The sequence below is a fragment of the Streptomyces aurantiacus genome (assembly GCF_001418335.1).
Lineage (GTDB): Bacteria > Actinomycetota > Actinomycetes > Streptomycetales > Streptomycetaceae > Streptomyces > Streptomyces aurantiacus.
The window spans coordinates 1-18,016 of record NZ_LIPP01000081.1 but is presented as its reverse complement, the minus strand read 5'-3'; the positions used below and the strand labels follow the sequence as shown (position 1 = coordinate 18,016).

Here is an 18,016-nt window from a genome sequence, read left to right as displayed (position 1 = left end):
CCCCCTCCCCGACCGGTCCGGCGAGCGATGTGCACCCCGTGCTCCGCCGGGCCACGGCTCCGCCCGCCGCCCTCGACATGCTCGCCCAGGCCCGCGCCGGACTCGACGAGGCGTCCCTGCTGGAAACGCCGAACGNNCCGCCGCGGCCGTCCTCGCCGCCCGAGGCCGTCCCGAGACCACCGAGCGGCGCCGGGCCAGGATCCGGAGCGCTTGGGAAGTACTGCCCGAGATAGCGCCCGAACTCGCCGAGTGGTGCGTGCTGTTCGCCTCCGGAGCCCGCCGCCGGGCCCGCGCGGAGGCCGGCATCCAGGGCGCGGCCACCGTCCGCGACGCCGACGACCTGCTGCGCGACGTGGCGATGTTCCTGCGCCTCGTCGAGCGCATGCTGGTGCTCCAGCCCGTCCTGCCCCAGCCGCGGGAGAGCGACCAGGAGGCGCGGATGCCACCGGGCGCCCGGGAGGTGCCGGACGTCCCGGACGTGGGCTGACGGCGCCCGTGCCGGGAGGTTCGGGCCGGTGAGGGGCCCTGCGTCCGGCGCGCGAGACAGGGAGCCGGGCAGTGGGCGTGAGGCAATAAGGTTGGTGACGCCTGCATCTCCCCGGCGCCGCACAGGGCGGGGAGGTACCCCCATCGCTCCGCCCCGCACGAGGCGGCGCCACGCCGAGGAGTCAACTGCCGTGTCGGACCCGCTCCGCCCCCGCGCTTCTCTCCGTACCTCCGTGGTCTGGGACGTTCTGAAGGACGCCCTCGACCGCCGGGTCAAGGCCGCGGGCCGGGAGTCGCTGGACGTGCTCGACACCGGGGGCGGCAGCGGCAACTTCGCGGTGCCCGTGGCCCGCCTCGGTCACCGCGTCACCGTCGTCGACCCCAGCCCGAACGCGCTGTTCGCGCTGGAGCGCCGGGCCGCCGAGGCCGACGTCGCCGACCGCGTCCAGGGCGTCCAGGGCGACGCGCACGGCCTCTTCGACGTCGTCGAGCGCGGCGGCTACGACGCGGTGCTGTGCCACGGCGTGCTCGAATACGTGGACGACCCCGCCGAGGGCCTCGGCAACGTGGTCGGCGCGCTGCGCCCCGAGGGCGTCCTCAGCCTGCTCGCCGCCGGTCTGGGCGGCGCCGTGCTCGCCCGGGCCCTCGCCGGACACTTCACGGAGGCCCGGCACGCCCTGAGTGACCCGGACGGCCGCTGGGGCGAGGGTGATCACGTACCGCGGCGTTTCACGGCCGATCAGCTCACCGCTCTGGTCGAGGGCGCGGGCCTGACCGTCGGCGCCGTACACGGCGTACGGGTCTTCGCGGACCTGGTGCCCGGGGTCCTCGTGGACACCGAGCCGGGAGCCCTGGACGCCCTGCTGAAGCTGGAGGCCGCGGCTGCCGAACTAGCCGCCTTCCACTCTGTTGCCACGCAGCTTCATGTGCTCGGTGAGGCGCGGGAGCCTGCCGAGGGGTGAGCCGCCTCCTGCGACGTACCGCTGATCAGGGACGCGACGGCAGATGGAGTACGCCACAGGCCACCCGATCGGGCGCGCGGAGCCGTATGATCGGGGGAGACCGTTCGGCATGACGGGCCGGTCGCTGGGGAATCTACGCCTCAGTGGATCGGAGCGCCATGGCGGGTTCCGGTTGGCGAATTGGCGCAGAGGGGCGGGTTTCACGGGGGCGATTCCCTGCCTATCCTGAAGGGGACCCCCGGTCGCCCCGGCGACTGCACGATGAGGAGGACGCCGTGCCGCTCTCGGAGCACGAGCAGCGAATGCTCGAGCAGATGGAGCGAGCGCTGTACGCCGAAGATCCCAAGTTCGCGACAGCGCTTGAGGGAAGCGGGCTGCGTACGTACACCCGGCGACGGGTCTACCAGGCGGTCGCGGGCTTCCTCGTAGGTATCGCGCTCCTCATGGCCGGAATGGTCGCACAGCAGATCTGGGTCAGCGTGGTGGGTTTTCTCGTCATGCTGGGCTGCGCGGTGCTCGCCGTCACCGGTTGGCGCAAGGCCCCCAAGCCGGGTGAACAACCCGCGGCGGGTGCGCCGAGTGCGCCGGGTGCTCCGCAGACCCGTCGTCAGGGTCGGCAGCGGCGCTCCATGATGGACCGCATCGAACAGCGCTGGCAGCGGCGCCGTGACGAGCAGGGCGGTCAGTAGCCCACCGGGCCCGGGCCGACACACGCACGCACGTATACGCACGTAGGGGTGACCGCCTTTCAGGTGGCCACCCCTTCAGCGTGCCCGCCTACGCCCATTCTCCGCACCGGAAACGGCCGGCCGGCCATGGTGCGTGCCGCCCAGCAAGAAGCCGCACAGCGAAAAGGGGATGCCCACCCGACCAGGGCAGGCATCCCCTTCCAGCTTCAGCCGCCGCTCTCAGCCGCCTGCTGTTCTAGCTGTTCTGTCCCGACGGCCGGCGTAGGACCGCCGCCCAGCGGGCCGCGGCCCGGGACCTCAGTGCGATCCAGCCGTCCGAGACCGCCCACGCCACCCGTACGGTCGAGCGCGGTGCGAGCAGTGCGCGCAGGCGCGTGCCGCGGTCGGCCGTGGCCCGCAGGCCCGCGGTCATCCGGCGCACGTCATCGCCCAGACCCGCCGTCGGCCGGGGGCGTGGCGCGTACAGGACCTGCTCCACCGCGTCGGCGACCCGGTGGACACTGGCCGCGGCCTCCGGATCGAGGTGCCCGACGTGGACGATCCGCGCCGCCGCCTTGCGCGGCGTCTGCGACTCGTCGGGCGCGATACCGAAGTCCCACGCCGTGTCGCTCACCTCCTGCCAGGCCGCCAGCGTGGCGGCCGCGGTGTCCGCCTCGGTCCGCCCGTGCGCACCGAGCCGCACCGATCGGGCCCGTATCCGCCACAGCATCGGCAGCAGCGGCACCGCGAGCACCGCGAGGCCGGCCAGGGCGAGGACCAGGAGCAGGAACCACGGCGGATCGTCGTTCGTCGCCCCGAAGGCCGCCTGCGGAGACTCGCTGCCACAGGGCTGCTCCAGCTTCTTCTCCGCCGCCGTGCAGCTCTCGCTGTCCGACGGTTCGGCGGAGGGCGCCGTGGAGGAGGACCGCGACGGCACGTCCGGGTTGGGGACCGTCGTGCCGGGCGTGTCCGTGCGGGTGTACTCCGGAACCGTGCCCCGGCTCGGCGTCGGCTCGAAACGGGTCCAGCCCACGCCCTCGAAGTACAGCTCGGGCCAGGCGTGCGCGTCCCGCAGCCCCACCGTCGACGTGCCGTCCGCCTGGGGCGAACCAGGAGTGAAGCCCACCGCGACCCGGGCCGGTATGCCCAGCGTGCGGGCCATGGAGGCCATCGCGAAGGAGAAGTGGACGCAGAAGCCCTCCTTGTCCCTCAGGAAGCGCGCTATCGCCTGCGACCCGCTGCCGACCTGCACCTCCGTGTCGTACGTGAAGCCGCCCGACAGGGCGAACCAGTCCTGCAGCTTCACCGCGCGCTCGTAGTCGTTGGCCGAGCCTTCCGTGACGTCCCGTGCCGTCTGGGCCACCACCGGCGGCAGCGAGCCCGGCACCCTGGTGAACTGGCGCTTCAGCACCTCCGGCGGCTCGGGCGCGTCGGCGAGCTGCTCCGCGGTCGGCTGCACGATCAGGCTCTTGACCGTGTACTCCAGGCCGCGCGTGGTCTGGCCGTGGTCGCCGACGAGCGTGCGGCCCACGGGCTCGTACCGCCACTTGCCGTCGATCCCCACCTGGCTGGCCGGGTAGGGCATCGGCAGCCAGTCCTGCGCGTACCAGTCGGCCGCCGAGATCCTCGTCTGGACCTCGGTGCGCAGGACGTCGTCACCGAGGCCGGGCGGCGTCGGGAACGACCCCGGCACGTCCTCGACATGGCGCTTGGCCGGCTTCCACGCCGTGCCGTCGAACTCGTCGAGCGAGACGATCCGCAGATAGAGGTCCTGCGTCTCCTCGGAGTTGGTGCGGTAGGACATGACCTCGCGGTCCTCGTCCACGTTCAGGCTGTCGCGGAGCGAGACCAGCGGATTCACCGCGGAGATCGTGCCGCCGCCGCCGGAACCCGTGCCCACCCCGGTGCCCGCGGCGTCCAGCAGCCCGCCGTCGAGCGCGGGCAGGGCGAGCGGCACGACCAGCGAGATGCCGAGCGCCACGGCGCCGATGCGCCGCCCCGTACGGATCGGCGCGAGCGCGCTCTCCGAGGGAGCCACGCCCGGCGCGCGGGCCCCGCCGCCGAAGACCCGGCCCCACTGCGAGAGCCGGTCACGTCCCTCGGCGAGCAGCAGCACCAGATAGCCGGCGGCCGCCAGCAGGAACCAGATCCACCCGGCGGCGCCGTCCGAGAGACCCGCGGCGACGGAGTACAGCGCGAGCAGCGGCAGCCCGGCGGGGGCCGCACTGCGGAACGTCACCGCCAGCGCGTCCACCGCGAGTCCGATGACCACGACTCCGCCGACCATCATCAGCCGGATGCCGTCGGAGAGCGGCGCCGGTATCGAGTACCGACCGACGTCGTCCGAGCCGGTCTGGAGCAGGTCACCGAAGTACCGGAACACCTCGGGGCCGGGCAGCAGCCCGGCGATGGCCTGTTCCCGGGCGAACGACAGCGTCAGCAGCATCAGGGTCACCAGTGCCTGCACCGCGATCGTCAGCGACCGTGCCAGTGGCACCCGCCGGGCCGCCGCGCCCACCCCGGTCTGCACCGCGAGCAGGAACGCCGCCTGGAGATACCAGCTCGCCGGGTCGACCAGCGGCAGCAGCGCGCAGCCCGCCAGCAGCGTGGCCGCCGCGGCGCACAGCGCGAGTCGTGCGCGTCCGCTCATGAGCCACCGCCTCCCGCCGTACCGCCGGTCGACGCGACGCCGTTGCGCTGTCGGTCCGCCTCCCGCCACAGGTCGGCCAGGCCGACGCCCGGCGGGACGGCCAGGGCGGTCCAGCCCGCCTCACGCAGCATCCGAAGCCGCTCCTCGCTCTGTTCGTCGGCGGCGCCCCGCACCCATGCCTCGCTGTCCAGCAGGAAGGCGACCGCCCCGCCGCTGCGCTGGCGCATCTTGCCGAGCACCGACGCCTGCTCCTCGTCCAGGTCGCCGAGGAAGGCCACCAGCAGCCCTTCGTTGCCGCTACGCAGCACGTCGTACGCCCGCGACAGGCCCGTACCGTCGGAGTGGTCTATCACCGCGAGGGTGTCCATCATCAGCCCCGCCGCGTCCGCCGACTCCTGGCTCGCCCCGGCGAACCCGTCGGCGCCCTCGCCCGGCACCGAGGTGCCGGTGTCGGTCAGCAGCCGTACGGAGAAGCCTCGTTCGAGCATGTGCACCAGCGTCGACGCCGTGCCCGACACGGCCCACTCGAAGGCCGAGTCCGGGCCCGCGCCGTCGAAGGCGATGCCCCGGGTGTCGAGGAGCACCGTGCAGCGGGACCGCTGCGGCTGCTCCTCGCGGCGCACCATCAGCTCGCCGTACCGGGCGGTCAGACGCCAGTGGACCCGGCGCAGGTCGTCGCCGTAGCGGTAGCCGCGCGGGATCACGTCGTCCTCGCCGGCCAGCGCGAGCGAGCGCTGCCGCCCGTCGCCGTACCCCTTCGCCTCGCCGGTCAGCCGCACCGGCGGCAGGGGCTCCACGCGCGGGACGACGGTGAGGGTGTCGTACGTGGAGAAGGAGCGGGTCAGCTCGCACATGCCGAACGGGTCGCTGAGCCGCAGCTGCAACGGGCCCAGCGGATAGCGGCCACGCAGATCCGAGCGCACGCGGTACGAGACCTCGCGCCGGCCGCCCGCCTCGACCCGGTCCAGTACGAAGCGGGGCCGCGGCCCCAGCACGTACGGCACCCGGTCCTGGAGCATCAGCAGGCCCGTGGGCAGCCGGGAGACGTTGTCCATCCGCAGATGGACGCGCGCCTCGGAGCCCGCCGGCACCCGCCCCGGGGAGAGGCGGCGGCTGCCGGCCACGCGGTAGCGCGTGCGGTACAGCACGGCCGCGCAGACCAGTGGCAGCACGGCGAGCAGCAGCCCGACCCGGAGCAGATCGCTCTGCCCCAGGACGTACGCGCAGATGGCTGCCGCGATGCCGGCGGCCAGGAACGACCGACCGCGCGTGGTGAGCCCGGCGAGAGCCGTGCGCAGCCCGCCCTTGTCCTCCTCGGCCGTGGCTGCGGGCATCCCCCCGGTGGTCATCACAGCCTCCGGGGCGGCTGCTGGCCCAGGGCGGCCGAGCCCCGGCCCGTTACCAGACCGCCCGGCGGCTGGGGCGCCGCGGGCACGGCCGTGCGCTGGAGGATCTCCAGGACGACCTGCTCGGCCGTACGACGGTTCAACTGCGCCTGGGCGGTGGGCAGCAGCCGGTGCGCCAGGACCGCCACGGCGAGAGCCTGGACGTCGTCCGGCAGCGCGTAGTCCCGGCCGCTGAGAGCGGCGGACGCCTTCGCGGCGCGCAGCAGATGCAGCGTGGCGCGCGGCGAGGCGCCGAGTCTCAGGTCCGGGTGGCTGCGGGTGGCGCCGACCAGGTCGACCGCGTACCGGCGGACCGGGTCGGCGACGTGCACCGTGCGGACCGCGTCGATGAGCTTCACGATCTCGTGCGCGTGCGCCACCGGCTGGAGGTCGTCCAGCGGGGAGGCACCACCGTGGATGTCGAGCATCTGCAGCTCGGCCTCCGCGCTGGGGTAGCCGATGGAGACCCGGGCCATGAAACGGTCGCGCTGCGCCTCCGGCAGCGGGTAGGTGCCCTCCATCTCGACCGGGTTCTGGGTGGCGACCACCATGAACGGGCTGGGCAGCTCGTAGGTCGTCCCGTCGATGGTGACCTGGCGCTCCTCCATGGACTCCAGGAGCGCCGACTGGGTCTTGGGCGACGCGCGGTTGATCTCGTCGCCGATCACGATCTGCGCGAAGATCGCACCCGGTTTGAACTCGAAGTCCCTGCGCTGCTGGTCCCAGATGGACACACCTGTGATGTCCGAGGGCAGCAGGTCGGGCGTGAACTGAATACGTCGCACCGAACAGTCGATGGACCGCGCCAGTGCCTTGGCCAGCATGGTCTTGCCGACGCCGGGGACATCCTCGATCAGAAGATGTCCCTCGGCGAGCAGCACGGTCAGCGAAAGCCGTACGACCTCAGGCTTGCCCTCGATCACTTCCTCCACCGAACTGCGGACTCTCTCCGCAGTGGTGGTCAGATCTGTGAGGCTCGCTCGATCGTCATAGGTCGTCACCCGGCCCTCCTCGGCCCGTACTTTCTCCGGGCCGACGCTCTACGATGCGAACCGGCCCACCCCGAACACGGACACCACGCTGGAAAAGTTCCGCGTGACGCCACACACGCATTCTTGTTGCCGTTACCGGTTCGTGTCACTCGCCTGTGGATAACTGGCCGCGATATGTCGGGCCTTGGGGACTTTGGCCGGGCCGAACCGACGTCAGGTGGGGTCTATCTCACGCAGCAGGCCCGTCTTCACGTCGAATACGAAACCACGTACGTCGTCCGCGTGCAGAAGGAACGGAGAGGTACGTACGCGCTGCATGGACTGCCGCACGTCCTGTTCGACGTCCCGGAAGGCCTCAACGGCCCAGGCCGGGCGCTGGCCGACCTCCATCTCCAGGTCGTGCCGGAACTCCTCGGTGAGGGACTCCAGGCCGCAGTTGGTGTGGTGGATGAGCACGACGCTGCGGGTGCCCAGCGCGCGCTGGCTGATGGTGAGGGAGCGGATCACGTCGTCCGTGACGACGCCGCCCGCGTTGCGGATCGTGTGGCAGTCGCCGAGCTCCAGGCCGAGCGCGTCGTGCAGGTCGAGACGGGCGTCCATGCAGGCCACGACCGCGACGCGGAGCACGGGCCGCGCGTCCATGCCGGGATCGGCGAACGCGGCGGCGTACCGCTCGTTGGCGTCGACCAGGCGGTCGGTGACGCTCCCTCGGTGGGACATGGCGTCTTCGGGTTCTGTGGGAACGGATGCAGAAGTCGTCATACCTATGACGGTAAGGGGCACGTGCTGTCGGGGCCCGCTGTGAGAGTGGACAAAGAACCTCAATGAGCGTTGGTGTGAGGTAACCCACAAGAGTGGACCGAGTGCACCCGTACGAGTGAAAAATTCCGGTTTGCCGCTTGATCGCGGGCGAGAGTCACGACGCGCAGGCCGGTTCATTGACCGCGAGACACCGTGGACTAAAGTGACGCGAAGCGGGAGGCGAGACGGCCTCCCCGCTGGACTGCTATCCCCCGGAGGACCGGCGACATGCCGGGATCTCCCCGCGTGCGCGGCGCGTACGTACGGCTCGGCCTCCTCCCGCTCCCGGTCGGCCGGCGCTTCCGGCGCAGGCGGGCCTCCCCCTTCACTCGGGGGTGCCTCCCCGTGTCGGCCGCGGAAGGGCGGGGACCCGGCGGTGCGCACCGGCCGCGCCGGACCTGAGAGGGCCCAGATCCCATGGGGCGCGAAGCGCATGCGAACAAGGATGGTGGGGTGCCACGGGAGGGGCAGGGCCAGGGCCGGCATGTCCCGGTGATGCTCCAGCGCTGCCTGGACCTGCTGGCCCCGGCACTGGAGCGGCCGGGAGCCGTGGTCGTCGACTGCACCCTCGGCCTCGGCGGTCACAGCGAGGCCCTGCTCAGCCGGTTCCCCGAGGCACGCCTGGTCGCCCTGGACCGCGACAAGGAGGCGCTGCGCCTGTCCGAGGAACGGCTCGCGCCCTTCGGCGACCGGGCCACGCTGGTGCACGCGGTCTACGACGAACTCCCCGACGTGCTCGACCGCCTGGGTCTGACGAGCGTCCAGGGCGTCCTCTTCGACCTGGGCGTCTCCTCCATGCAGCTCGACGAGGCGGACCGCGGCTTCGCCTACGCCCAGGACGCGCCCCTGGACATGCGCATGGACCAGACGACCGGCATCGGCGCGGCCGAGGTGCTCAACACCTATCCGCCCGGCGAACTCGTCCGGATCCTGCGGGCGTACGGCGAGGAGAAGCAGGCCAAGCGGATCGTGTCCGCGGTCGTGCGCGAGCGCGAGAAGGAGCCCTTCACCAACAGCGCGCGGCTCGTCGAGCTGATCCGTGACTCCCTGCCGCAGGCGGCCAAGCGCACCGGCGGCAACCCCGCCAAGCGCACGTTCCAGGCGCTGCGCATCGAGGTCAACGGCGAACTCACCGTCCTGGAGAGGGCGGTCCCCGCCGCCGTGAAGGCGCTCGCCGTCGAGGGCCGGATCGCCGTGCTGGCGTACCACTCCCTGGAGGACCGGCTGGTGAAGCAGGTGCTCGCGGCGGGCGCCGCCACCACCGCGCCGCCCGGACTGCCGGTGGTCCCCGAGCGCTACCAGCCCCGGCTCAAGCTGCTCACGCGCGGTGCCGAACTCCCCACCGAGGAAGAGATCGCGCAGAACCGGCGGGCCGCCCCGGCGCGGCTGCGCGGCGCACAGCGCATCAGGGAGGACGCCGAGTGACGCGGGAGTGCGTGAGCCGGACGACCGGGCACACGGAACACACGGAACGGGCCCCACGGGCCCGTCGGCCGGAAACCCGAGCCCACCTGGAGGGCGGGTGAACAGGAAACCCGAACTGAGAGGGCGAGCGGCCCGGCTCGCGCGGCTCTTCCCGACGGGCTCGGGACAGGCCGCCCGCGCCCCCTTCGTCCTCCTGGTCGTGGTGCTGCTCGGGGGCGGTCTCATCGGGCTCCTGGTACTGAACTCCGCCCTCAGCGAAGGGTCGTTCCAGCTCGACGACCTCCAGAAGGACACCAAGAGCCTCACCGACGAGGAACAGGCGCTCCAGCGGGACGTGGACGCCTACTCCGCCCCCGACGCCCTCCAGCGCCGCGCCCGCGAGCTGGGCATGGTGCCCGGCGGCGACCCGGCCTTCCTCAACCCCGACGGCACGGTCCTCGGCGTCCCCGGCACGGCCACCGAGCAGTCGTCCCTGTCCGTCCCCCTGATCCGCCCGCCCGAGGCGCTCACCGGGCCGCAGCTGTCCACCGGGCCTCCGGTATCCACCGGGACGCCGGACCCGGCCACGGAACCCGCCCCGCAGTCCACGCCGACCTCCACGACTCCCGGCAGGTGACGGAATGTCCGACAGGGAACCCCCGCGCCGCAGGGTGCCCGCGCCCGCCCGGTCCGGGCAGCCCGGCGCCCAGCGGCGTCCGGGACCCGGCGCCCGGCCCGCCCGCCGCCCCGCCACGCCCGGTGCCAAGAGCCCCGGTGCCAAGAGCCCCGGCGTCATCCGGCTCGGCAGCCCCCGCCCGCGGCTGCGCCTGGTCAGCCTCGCCCTGGCCCTCGTACTGATCGCCTTCGTCGTACGGCTCCTCCAGGTGCAGGCGGTCGACGCGAGCGAGTACACGGCCAAGGCCGACAGGAACCGGTACCTCAGCCGCACCCTGGCCGCCGAGCGCGGCGGGATCACCGACCGCAACGGCGTCGAACTGGCGATCAGCGTGGACGCGAACGACATCACCGCCGACCCCGCGCTGTTCACCCGGAAGGCGACGAAGATCGGTGACGCGCCCGAGCAGGCCGCCGCCCTGCTCGGCCCGATCCTCGACAAGGACCCCGACGACCTCGCCGACAAGCTCCGCACCAAGGGCCGCTACGTCGTGCTCGCCCGCCGCCAGACCCCCCAGGTCTGGACGCAGATCAAGGACCTCAAGAGCACCCTCGCCGACAAGGCCGGCGCGGACGGGGCGGTGAACGTCCTGGCGGGCGTCCTCCAGGAGCCCAGCAGCAAGCGGGTCTACCCGAACGGCGACCTCGGCGCCGGGATACTCGGCTGGGTCAACGCCGACGGCAGGGGCGGCGGCGGCATCGAGCAGCAGCTCAACGGGGAACTGTCCGGCAAGGACGGCGAGATCCGCTACGCCCAGTCCGGCGGACGGCAGGTGCCGACCGCGGGCTCCACCGAGAAGCCCGCCGTGGCCGGCTCCGAGGTCGAGCTGACCATCGACCGCGACATCCAGTGGGCCGCGCAGAACGCCATCGCCGAGCAGGTCGAGAAGTCCAAGGCGGACCGCGGGTACGTCATGGTGCAGGACAACAGGACCGGCGAGATCCTCGCGATGGCCAACGCGCCCGGCTTCGACCCGAACGACCTGTCCAAGGCCGACGGGGGAGCCCTGCACAACTGGAGCCTGGAGGACGCCTTCGAGCCGGGCTCCACCGCGAAGGTCATGTCGATGGCCGCCGTCCTGGAGGAGGGCGCCGCCACGCCCGCCACGCACGTGACCGTGCCCAACCGGCTGCACCGCGGCGACCGGCTCTTCCGCGACGACATCGACCACCCGACCTGGTACCTGACGCTCAACGGCGTCCTCGCCAAGTCCAGCAACATCGGCACCATCCTGGCCACCGGCCAGCTCGGCGCGACACAGAAGGAGGCCAACCAGGTCCTCTACTCGTATCTGCGCAAGTTCGGCATCGGCGGGTACACGGGCCTGGACTTCCCCGGCGAGACGAAGGGCATCCTCGCCCCCGCCGACCAGTGGTCGACCTCCCAGCAGTACACGATTCCTTTCGGCCAGGGCGTGTCCGTCAACGCGATGCAGGCGGCCTCCGTCTACTCGACGATCGCCAACGGCGGCGTACGCGTGGAACCGACGCTCGTCCGCGGCACGAAGGGAGCCGACGGACACTTCACCCCGGCCGCCAAGCCCAAGAAGACGAGGGTCGTCAGCGAGAAGACGGCGAAGACCGTGGCCCAGATGCTGGAGTCCGTCGTGGACGACGAGGAGGGCACCGGCACCAAGGCGCGTATCCCCGGCTACCGCGTCGCGGGCAAGACGGGCACGGCCAACCGTGTGGATCCGGCCACCGGCCGCTACAACGGATACACCTCGTCCTTCGCGGGATTCGCACCCGCGGACAACCCCCGCGTCACCGTGTACTGCGCCATCCAGAACGCCACCGAGGGCAGCTACTTCGGCGGTCAGATCTGCGGGCCCGTCTACAAGCAGGTCCTGGAGTTCGCGCTGAAGACCCTCCAGGTGCCGCCCACCGGGAGATCGGCCCCCGGACTCCCCGTCACCTTCACACCCTGACCGGCACCGGCCCGAACAGCCGGTGCCCGCCGCCCGGAACACCGACCAGGAACACGCTCGTGACAACGATCACTCCCGACCCCGGCAACGACGGCTCGCCGTCCGCCCCGCCACACCCCTCGCTTCGCTCCGGCGGGGCCCTGCCCGGTACGCTCACCGCCGTGCCACACGCCGATCAGTCCCAAACCACCCAGAAGGGCGTCCCTGTGACATATCCGGGGCCGCCGCGACCGGTCCAGAACTCCGCCACACCCCTCGCGGAGGTCGCCGACCAGTCGGGTGCCGAGCGCCCGGAAGGCGCCGCCGAGGTCACGGGCATCACCCATGACTCGCGCGCCGTGCGTCCGGGCGACATCTACGCAGCGCTGCCCGGCGCCCGCCTGCACGGCGCCGACTTCGTGACGCAGGCGGCCGGACTCGGCGCCGTCGCCGTGCTGACCGACCCGACGGGGGCCGCCCGCGCCGAGGCCACCGGACTGCCGGTCCTCGTCGTGGAGAACCCGCGCGGCGTGATGGGCGAGCTGGCCGCCTCGATCTACGGCCACCCCGGCCCCGACCTGCTCCAGATCGGCATCACCGGCACATCGGGCAAGACCACGACGGCGTACCTCATGGAGGGCGGTCTGAAGGGGGTCCGCAGCACCGGACTCATCGGCACCGTCGAGACGCGCATCGGCGACGAGCGCATCAAGTCGGAGCGCACCACCCCCGAGGCCACCGACCTCCAGGCGCTGTTCGCGGTCATGCGCGAGCGCGGCGTCGAGGCGGTCGTCATGGAGGTCTCCAGCCACGCCCTGGTCCTCGGCCGGGTCGACGGCTGTGTCTTCGACATCGCGGTCTTCACCAACCTCAGCCCGGAACACATGGAGTTCCACTCCGACATGGAGGACTACTTCCAGGCCAAGGCGCGGCTGTTCGCACCGGACCGCAGCAGGCTCGGTGTGGTCAACCTCGACGACGAATACGGCCGCAGGCTCGTCAAGGAGGCCGGCGTCCCCGTGGTGACGTTCTCCGCGGAGGGACACCCGGACGCCGACTGGCGCGCCGAGGACGTCCGGGTCGGCCCGATGGACTCGCTCTTCGTCGCGATCGGCCCCAAGGGCGAGCGGATCACCGCCAAGGCACCGCTCGCGGGCCCCTTCAACGTGGCCAACACGCTCGCCGCCGTCGTCGCCCTCGCCGCCGCCGGGATCGACCCGCAGACCGCCGCCGACGGCATCGCCGCCGTACCGGGCGTGCCGGGCCGCCTGGAGCGCGTGGACGCCGGACAGCCGTACCTCGCGGTCGTCGACTACGCGCACAAGACGGACGCCGTCGAGTCCGTCCTGCGCGCCCTGCGCAAGGTCACCGAGGGCAGACTGCACATCGTCCTCGGCTGCGGCGGGGACCGGGACAGAACCAAGCGGATGCCGATGGGCGCCGCCGCGGTCAGGCTCTCCGACATCGCCGTACTGACCTCCGACAACCCCCGTGGCGAGGACCCCCTCGCCATCCTCGCCACGATGCTCGCGGGCGCCGCCGAGGTGCCGGCGCACGAACGCGGAGAGGTCCAGGTCTTCGAGGACCGGGCCGCCGCGATCGCCGCCGCCGTCGCCCGCGCCCGGCCGGGCGACACCGTGCTGATCGCGGGCAAGGGCCACGAACAGGGCCAGGACATCGCCGGAGTGATCCGTCCCTTCGACGACCGCCAGGTGCTCCGCGCAGCCATCCAGAAGACCCAGGGATGAATTTGTGATCGCCCTCTCTCTCGCCGAGATCGCCTCAGTTGTCGGCGGGCAGACACACGACATACCGGATACGTCGGTCCAGGTCACCGGAGAAGTCGTCAGAGACTCCCGGGAAGTGGGCCCTGGCAGCCTCTTCGTCGCCTTCGCGGGCGAGCGCGTGGACGGCCACGACTTCGCCGCCGGCGTCGTCGCGGCGGGCGCCGTGGCCGTCCTGGCCTCCCGGCCCGTCGGGGTGCCCGCGATCGTCGTGGACGACGTCCAGCGGGCGCTGGGCGCCCTCGCCCGGCACGTCGTGGAGCGGCTCGGCACGACCCTCGTCGCCCTCACCGGCTCCGCGGGCAAGACCAGCACCAAGGACCTGATCGCCCAGGTGCTCCGCAGCAAGGCACCGACGGTCTTCACGCCCGGCTCGCTCAACAACGAGATCGGGCTGCCGCTCACCGCGCTCAGCGCCACCGCGGAGACCCGGTTCCTCGTCCTGGAGATGGGCGCCCGCGGGATCGGCCACATCCGCTACCTCGCGGACCTGACGCCCCCGAAGGTCGGCCTCGTCCTCAACGTCGGCTCCGCCCACATCGGCTCGTTCGGCGGCCGCGAGCAGATCGCCCAGGCGAAGGGCGAGCTGGTGGAGGGCCTGCCCCCGGCCGACGCCGGCGGCGTCGCCGTCCTCAACGCCGACGATCCCCTCGTACGGGCCATGGCCTCGCGTACGAAGGCACGCGTGATCCTCTTCGGAGAGTCCGACGAAGCGGACGTACGGGCCGAGAACGTGCGGCTCACCGGAAGCGGACAGCCCGCGTTCAGGCTTCACACACCCTCCGGGTGCAGCGAAGTGACCATGCGCCTGTACGGTGAGCATCACGTGTCGAACGCGCTCGCCGCCGCCGCCGTCGCCCATGAGTTGGGCATGTCCGCAGACGAGATCGCCACCGCGCTCTCCGAGGCGGGCACCCTCTCCCGTTGGCGGATGGAGGTCACCGAGCGCCCGGACGGCGTGACGGTCGTCAACGACGCCTACAACGCGAACCCCGAGTCCATGCGAGCCGCCCTGCGCGCGCTCGTGGCCATGGGCGAGGCCTCACGGTCACAAGGGGGTCGGACGTGGGCGGTGCTCGGTCCGATGGCCGAGCTCGGGGACGAGGCGCTCGCCGAGCACGACGCGGTCGGACGGCTCGCCGTCCGGCTCAACGTCAGCAGGCTCGTCGCGGTCGGGGGCAGGGAAGCGTCCTGGCTGCAACTGGGCGCATATAACGAGGGTTCGTGGGGTGAGGAGTCGGTGCACGTGTCCGACGCACAGTCGGCGGTCGACCTGTTGCGCAGTCAGCTGCGTCCGGGAGACGTCGTACTCGTGAAGGCGTCCCGGTCGGTCGGTCTCGAACGGGTCGCGCAGGCGCTGGTCGAGGGCACCGAGGGTGAGGTTGCCGTCTGATGATGAATCAGATCCTGTTCGCGGGAGTCATCGGCCTCTTCCTGACTCTCGTGGGCACGCCCCTGCTGATCAAGCTCCTTGCCCGCAAGGGCTACGGCCAGTACATCCGTGACGACGGCCCGCGCGAGCACCACGCCAAGCGCGGTACGCCGACCATGGGTGGCATCGCCTTCATCCTGGCCACGCTGCTCGCGTACTTCCTCAGCAAGGTGATCACGGGGAAGCCGCCGACGTTCTCCGGACTGCTGGTGCTCGGCCTGATGACGGGCATGGGCGTGGTCGGTTTCCTCGACGACTACATCAAGATCGTCAAGCGGCGTTCGCTCGGTCTGCGGGCCAAGGCGAAGATGGCGGGGCAGCTGATCGTCGGCATCGCCTTCGCGGTCCTCGCGCTGCAGTTCGCGGACAACCGCAACAACACCCCGGCCTCCACCAAGCTCTCCTTCGTGCAGGACTTCGGCTGGTCCATCGGCCCGGTGCTGTTCGTGGTCTGGGCGCTGTTCATGATCCTCGCGATGTCGAACGGCGTGAACCTGACGGACGGTCTGGACGGCCTGGCCACCGGCGCCGCGACGATGGTGTTCGGCGCCTACACGTTCATCGGCGTCTGGCAGTTCCAGGAGTCCTGCGCCAACGCGCAGACCCTCACCAACCCGGGCGCGTGCTACGAGGTACGAGATCCGCTGGACCTCGCGGTCGTCGCCGCCGCACTCATGGGCTCCTGTTTCGGCTTCCTGTGGTGGAACACCTCGCCCGCCAAGATCTTCATGGGGGACACCGGTTCCCTGGCGCTCGGCGGAGCGCTCGCCGGCCTCGCGATCTGCTCCCGCACGGAGATCCTGGTCGCCCTGCTCGGCGGCCTCTTCGTCCTCATCACCATGTCGGTGGTCATCCAGGTCGGCTCCTTCAAGCTCACCGGCAGACGCGTCTTCCGGATGGCACCGCTGCAGCACCACTTCGAACTCAAGGGGTGGTCCGAAGTCCTTGTGGTGGTCCGCTTCTGGATCATCCAGGGCATGTGCGTCATCGTCGGACTCGGCCTCTTCTACGCGGGATGGGCAGCCAAGAAGTGACGACCGCGTCCGCCTGGCAGGGCATGAACATCACCGTTGCCGGTCTCGGCGTGAGCGGCATCAGCGCCGCCCGCGCCCTGGCCGGCCTCGGCGCGTCGGTCACCGTCGTCGACGGCGGCGACTCCCCGGCTCACCGCGAGCGGGCCGTCCCCCTCGAACAGCAGGGCATCCCGGTCCGCCTCGCGGACGCCGAGACCCTGCCCGAGGGCACCGACCTGGTGGTCACCTCACCGGGCTGGAAGCCGGACAGCCCCCTCTTCCTGGCCGCCGCGAAGGCAGGCGTGGACGTCGTGGGCGACGTCGAGATCGCCTGGCGGCTGCGCGGCCACGACGGCAGGAAGGCCGCCCCCTGGCTGGCCGTCACGGGCACCAACGGCAAGACCACCACGACCCGGATGCTCGCCTCGATCCTGGCCGCCGCGGGACTTCGTACGGCCGCGGTGGGCAACATCGGCACACCGATCGTCGACGTCGTACTGGGCACCGACGAGGCGTACGCCGACCTCGACGTGCTCGCCGTGGAACTGTCCAGCTACCAGCTGCACTGGGCGCCCTCCCTGCGCGCCCACTCCGCGGCCGTCCTGAACCTGGCGCCCGACCACCTCGACTGGCACGGCTCCATGGAGGCCTACGTCGCCGACAAGGGCCGCGTCTACGAGGGCAACCAGGTCGCCTGCGTCTACAACGTCGCCGACCCGGCCACCGAGGACCTGGTGCGCGGCGCGGACGTGGAGGAGGGCTGCCGGGCCGTCGGCTTCACGCTCGGCACCCCGGGGCCGTCCCAACTCGGCGTCGTGGACGGCATCCTGGTCGACCGCGCCTTCGTCGAGGACCGGCACAAGCAGGCCCAGGAACTCGCCGAGATCGCGGACGTGGAGCCGCCCGCCCCGCACAACATCGCCAACGCCCTCGCGGCGGCGGCCCTGGCCCGCGCCTTCGGCGTACCCCCCGCGGCCGTACGGGACGGACTGCGGGCCTTCCGGCCCGACGCCCACCGCATCCAGCACGTGGCCGACGTCGACGGCATCGCCTACGTCGACGACTCCAAGGCCACCAACACCCATGCGGCACAAGCCTCGTTGGCGGCCTACGAGTCGATCGTGTGGATCGCGGGCGGCCTCGCCAAGGGCGCGACCTTCGACGAGCTCGTCGCCACGTCGGCGAAGCGACTGCGGGGCGTCGTCCTGTTCGGCGCGGACCGGGCCCTCATCCGCGAAGCCCTCGCGCGACACGCCCCCGAGGTGCCGGTGGTCGACCTCGACCGGACCGACACTGGGGCGATGCCCGCGGCGGTCCAGGAGGCGACACGGCTCGCCCGCGCCGGCGACACAGTACTCATGGCGCCGGCCTGTGCCTCCATGGACATGTTCGCCAACTACAACCAGCGCGGTGACCTGTTCGCGGAAGCGGTCCGCGAACTCGGCGCCGCGGGCGCCTGACGGCAGACACGGGCCGGCCGGGGCGCCCGGGATCCTTGGGAGCGACACGTGACGCCATCGTGGTCGGTGTACGGGCGGCAGGCTACGGCCGGTGACGGCACGGCGCTGCGCCGCCACCCCGTCCCTGGGGGGCTCGGAGGACCCGTAGGACCCGCAGGAACCCCGGCGGGACGCCCTCCCACGACGAGGGGGGCCGGTCGTGCCCAGTAGCCGTACAAGGCGCCCTCCCGTCCAGCGCGCCCCCCGGCGGCCCCCCGGGCCCGGCCTGCCGCGCGACAACCCCGTACGCCGCCTCTACACCCGCGCACGCCGTGCCTGGGACCGGCCCCTGACCGCGTACTACCTGATCCTCGGCGGCAGTCTGCTGATCACCGCGCTCGGCCTGGTGATGGTGTAC

General features: G+C 72.0%; 14 protein-coding genes and 2 pseudogenes. 12 read left to right on the top strand and 4 right to left on the bottom strand.

What is annotated here, in order from left to right; translation table 11 throughout:
* The 4 genes and pseudogenes from AOK01_RS46530 to AOK01_RS11945 all read left to right on the top strand — a co-directional run.
* Positions 1-135: pseudogene (locus AOK01_RS46530) on the top strand (SAV_6107 family HEPN domain-containing protein); the annotation flags it as partial.
* Positions 136-137: 2 nt separating this feature from the next.
* Positions 138-487, top strand: a 350-nt coding sequence (locus AOK01_RS11955; protein ID WP_245702215.1) for an SAV_6107 family HEPN domain-containing protein, incomplete at its 5' end; no start/stop codon positions are given.
* Positions 488-677: 190 nt separating this feature from the next.
* Positions 678-1,448 carry a class I SAM-dependent methyltransferase gene (locus AOK01_RS11950; protein WP_055510947.1) on the top strand — a complete coding sequence of 257 codons (771 nt, stop codon included), beginning with the start codon at positions 678-680 and terminating at the stop codon, positions 1,446-1,448.
* A 275-nt stretch (positions 1,449-1,723) separates the two neighbouring features.
* Positions 1,724-2,137 (top strand): DUF3040 domain-containing protein, encoded by a 414-nt coding sequence (locus AOK01_RS11945; RefSeq protein WP_055510946.1) that lies wholly within the window; start codon positions 1,724-1,726, stop codon positions 2,135-2,137.
* 235 nt (positions 2,138-2,372) lie between these two features.
* On the opposite strand, the gene AOK01_RS11940 is transcribed toward AOK01_RS11945, so the two are convergent.
* From AOK01_RS11940 to AOK01_RS11925, 4 genes are all read right to left on the bottom strand, one after another.
* A complete protein-coding gene (locus AOK01_RS11940) occupies positions 2,373-4,766 on the bottom strand; it encodes a transglutaminase TgpA family protein (RefSeq protein ID WP_055510945.1) in 2,394 nt (797 codons plus the stop codon).
* The gene (locus tag AOK01_RS11935; protein WP_055510944.1) at positions 4,763-6,115 is read right to left on the bottom strand and encodes a DUF58 domain-containing protein; all 1,353 of its coding nucleotides are present in this window, start codon (positions 6,113-6,115) and stop codon (positions 4,763-4,765) included. Before AOK01_RS11935 ends, AOK01_RS11940 begins: the two co-directional genes overlap by 4 nt.
* The gene (locus AOK01_RS11930) at positions 6,115-7,152 is read right to left on the bottom strand and encodes an AAA family ATPase (RefSeq protein ID WP_055510943.1); all 1,038 of its coding nucleotides are present in this window, start codon (positions 7,150-7,152) and stop codon (positions 6,115-6,117) included. Before AOK01_RS11930 ends, AOK01_RS11935 begins: the two co-directional genes overlap by 1 nt.
* A 204-nt stretch (positions 7,153-7,356) precedes the next feature.
* Positions 7,357-7,905 carry a beta-class carbonic anhydrase gene (locus AOK01_RS11925; protein ID WP_055510942.1) on the bottom strand — a complete coding sequence of 183 codons (549 nt, stop codon included), beginning with the start codon at positions 7,903-7,905 and terminating at the stop codon, positions 7,357-7,359.
* 456 nt (positions 7,906-8,361) lie between these two features.
* On the opposite strand from AOK01_RS11925, the gene rsmH reads away from it, so the two are divergent.
* From rsmH to AOK01_RS11885, 8 genes and pseudogenes are all read left to right on the top strand, one after another.
* On the top strand, positions 8,362-9,369 hold the full coding sequence (gene rsmH, locus AOK01_RS11920; protein ID WP_382033064.1) for a 16S rRNA (cytosine(1402)-N(4))-methyltransferase RsmH: 1,008 nt from the start codon (positions 8,362-8,364) through the stop codon (positions 9,367-9,369).
* 97 nt (positions 9,370-9,466) lie between these two features.
* Positions 9,467-9,985, top strand: a complete 519-nt coding sequence (gene ftsL, locus AOK01_RS11915) for a cell division protein FtsL (RefSeq protein WP_055510941.1) — start codon at positions 9,467-9,469, stop codon at positions 9,983-9,985.
* Positions 9,986-9,989: 4 nt separating this feature from the next.
* The gene (locus AOK01_RS11910; protein ID WP_055510940.1) at positions 9,990-11,951 is read left to right on the top strand and encodes a peptidoglycan D,D-transpeptidase FtsI family protein; all 1,962 of its coding nucleotides are present in this window, start codon (positions 9,990-9,992) and stop codon (positions 11,949-11,951) included.
* Positions 11,952-12,010: 59 nt separating this feature from the next.
* Positions 12,011-13,678, top strand: a complete 1,668-nt coding sequence (locus AOK01_RS11905; protein WP_079103355.1) for a UDP-N-acetylmuramoyl-L-alanyl-D-glutamate--2,6-diaminopimelate ligase — start codon at positions 12,011-12,013, stop codon at positions 13,676-13,678.
* A 4-nt stretch (positions 13,679-13,682) separates the two neighbouring features.
* A complete protein-coding gene (locus AOK01_RS11900; RefSeq protein WP_055510939.1) occupies positions 13,683-15,107 on the top strand; it encodes a UDP-N-acetylmuramoyl-tripeptide--D-alanyl-D-alanine ligase in 1,425 nt (474 codons plus the stop codon).
* Entirely contained in the window at positions 15,107-16,180 is a 1,074-nt protein-coding gene (mraY, locus tag AOK01_RS11895; RefSeq protein ID WP_055510938.1) for a phospho-N-acetylmuramoyl-pentapeptide-transferase, read from the top strand. Before AOK01_RS11900 ends, mraY begins: the two co-directional genes overlap by 1 nt.
* The gene (gene murD / locus AOK01_RS11890) at positions 16,162-17,619 is read left to right on the top strand and encodes a UDP-N-acetylmuramoyl-L-alanine--D-glutamate ligase (protein WP_055510937.1); all 1,458 of its coding nucleotides are present in this window, start codon (positions 16,162-16,164) and stop codon (positions 17,617-17,619) included. The genes mraY and murD overlap by 19 nt, the downstream gene beginning before the upstream one ends.
* A gap of 199 nt (positions 17,620-17,818) precedes the next feature.
* Positions 17,819-18,016: pseudogene (locus AOK01_RS11885) on the top strand (cell division protein FtsW); the annotation flags it as partial.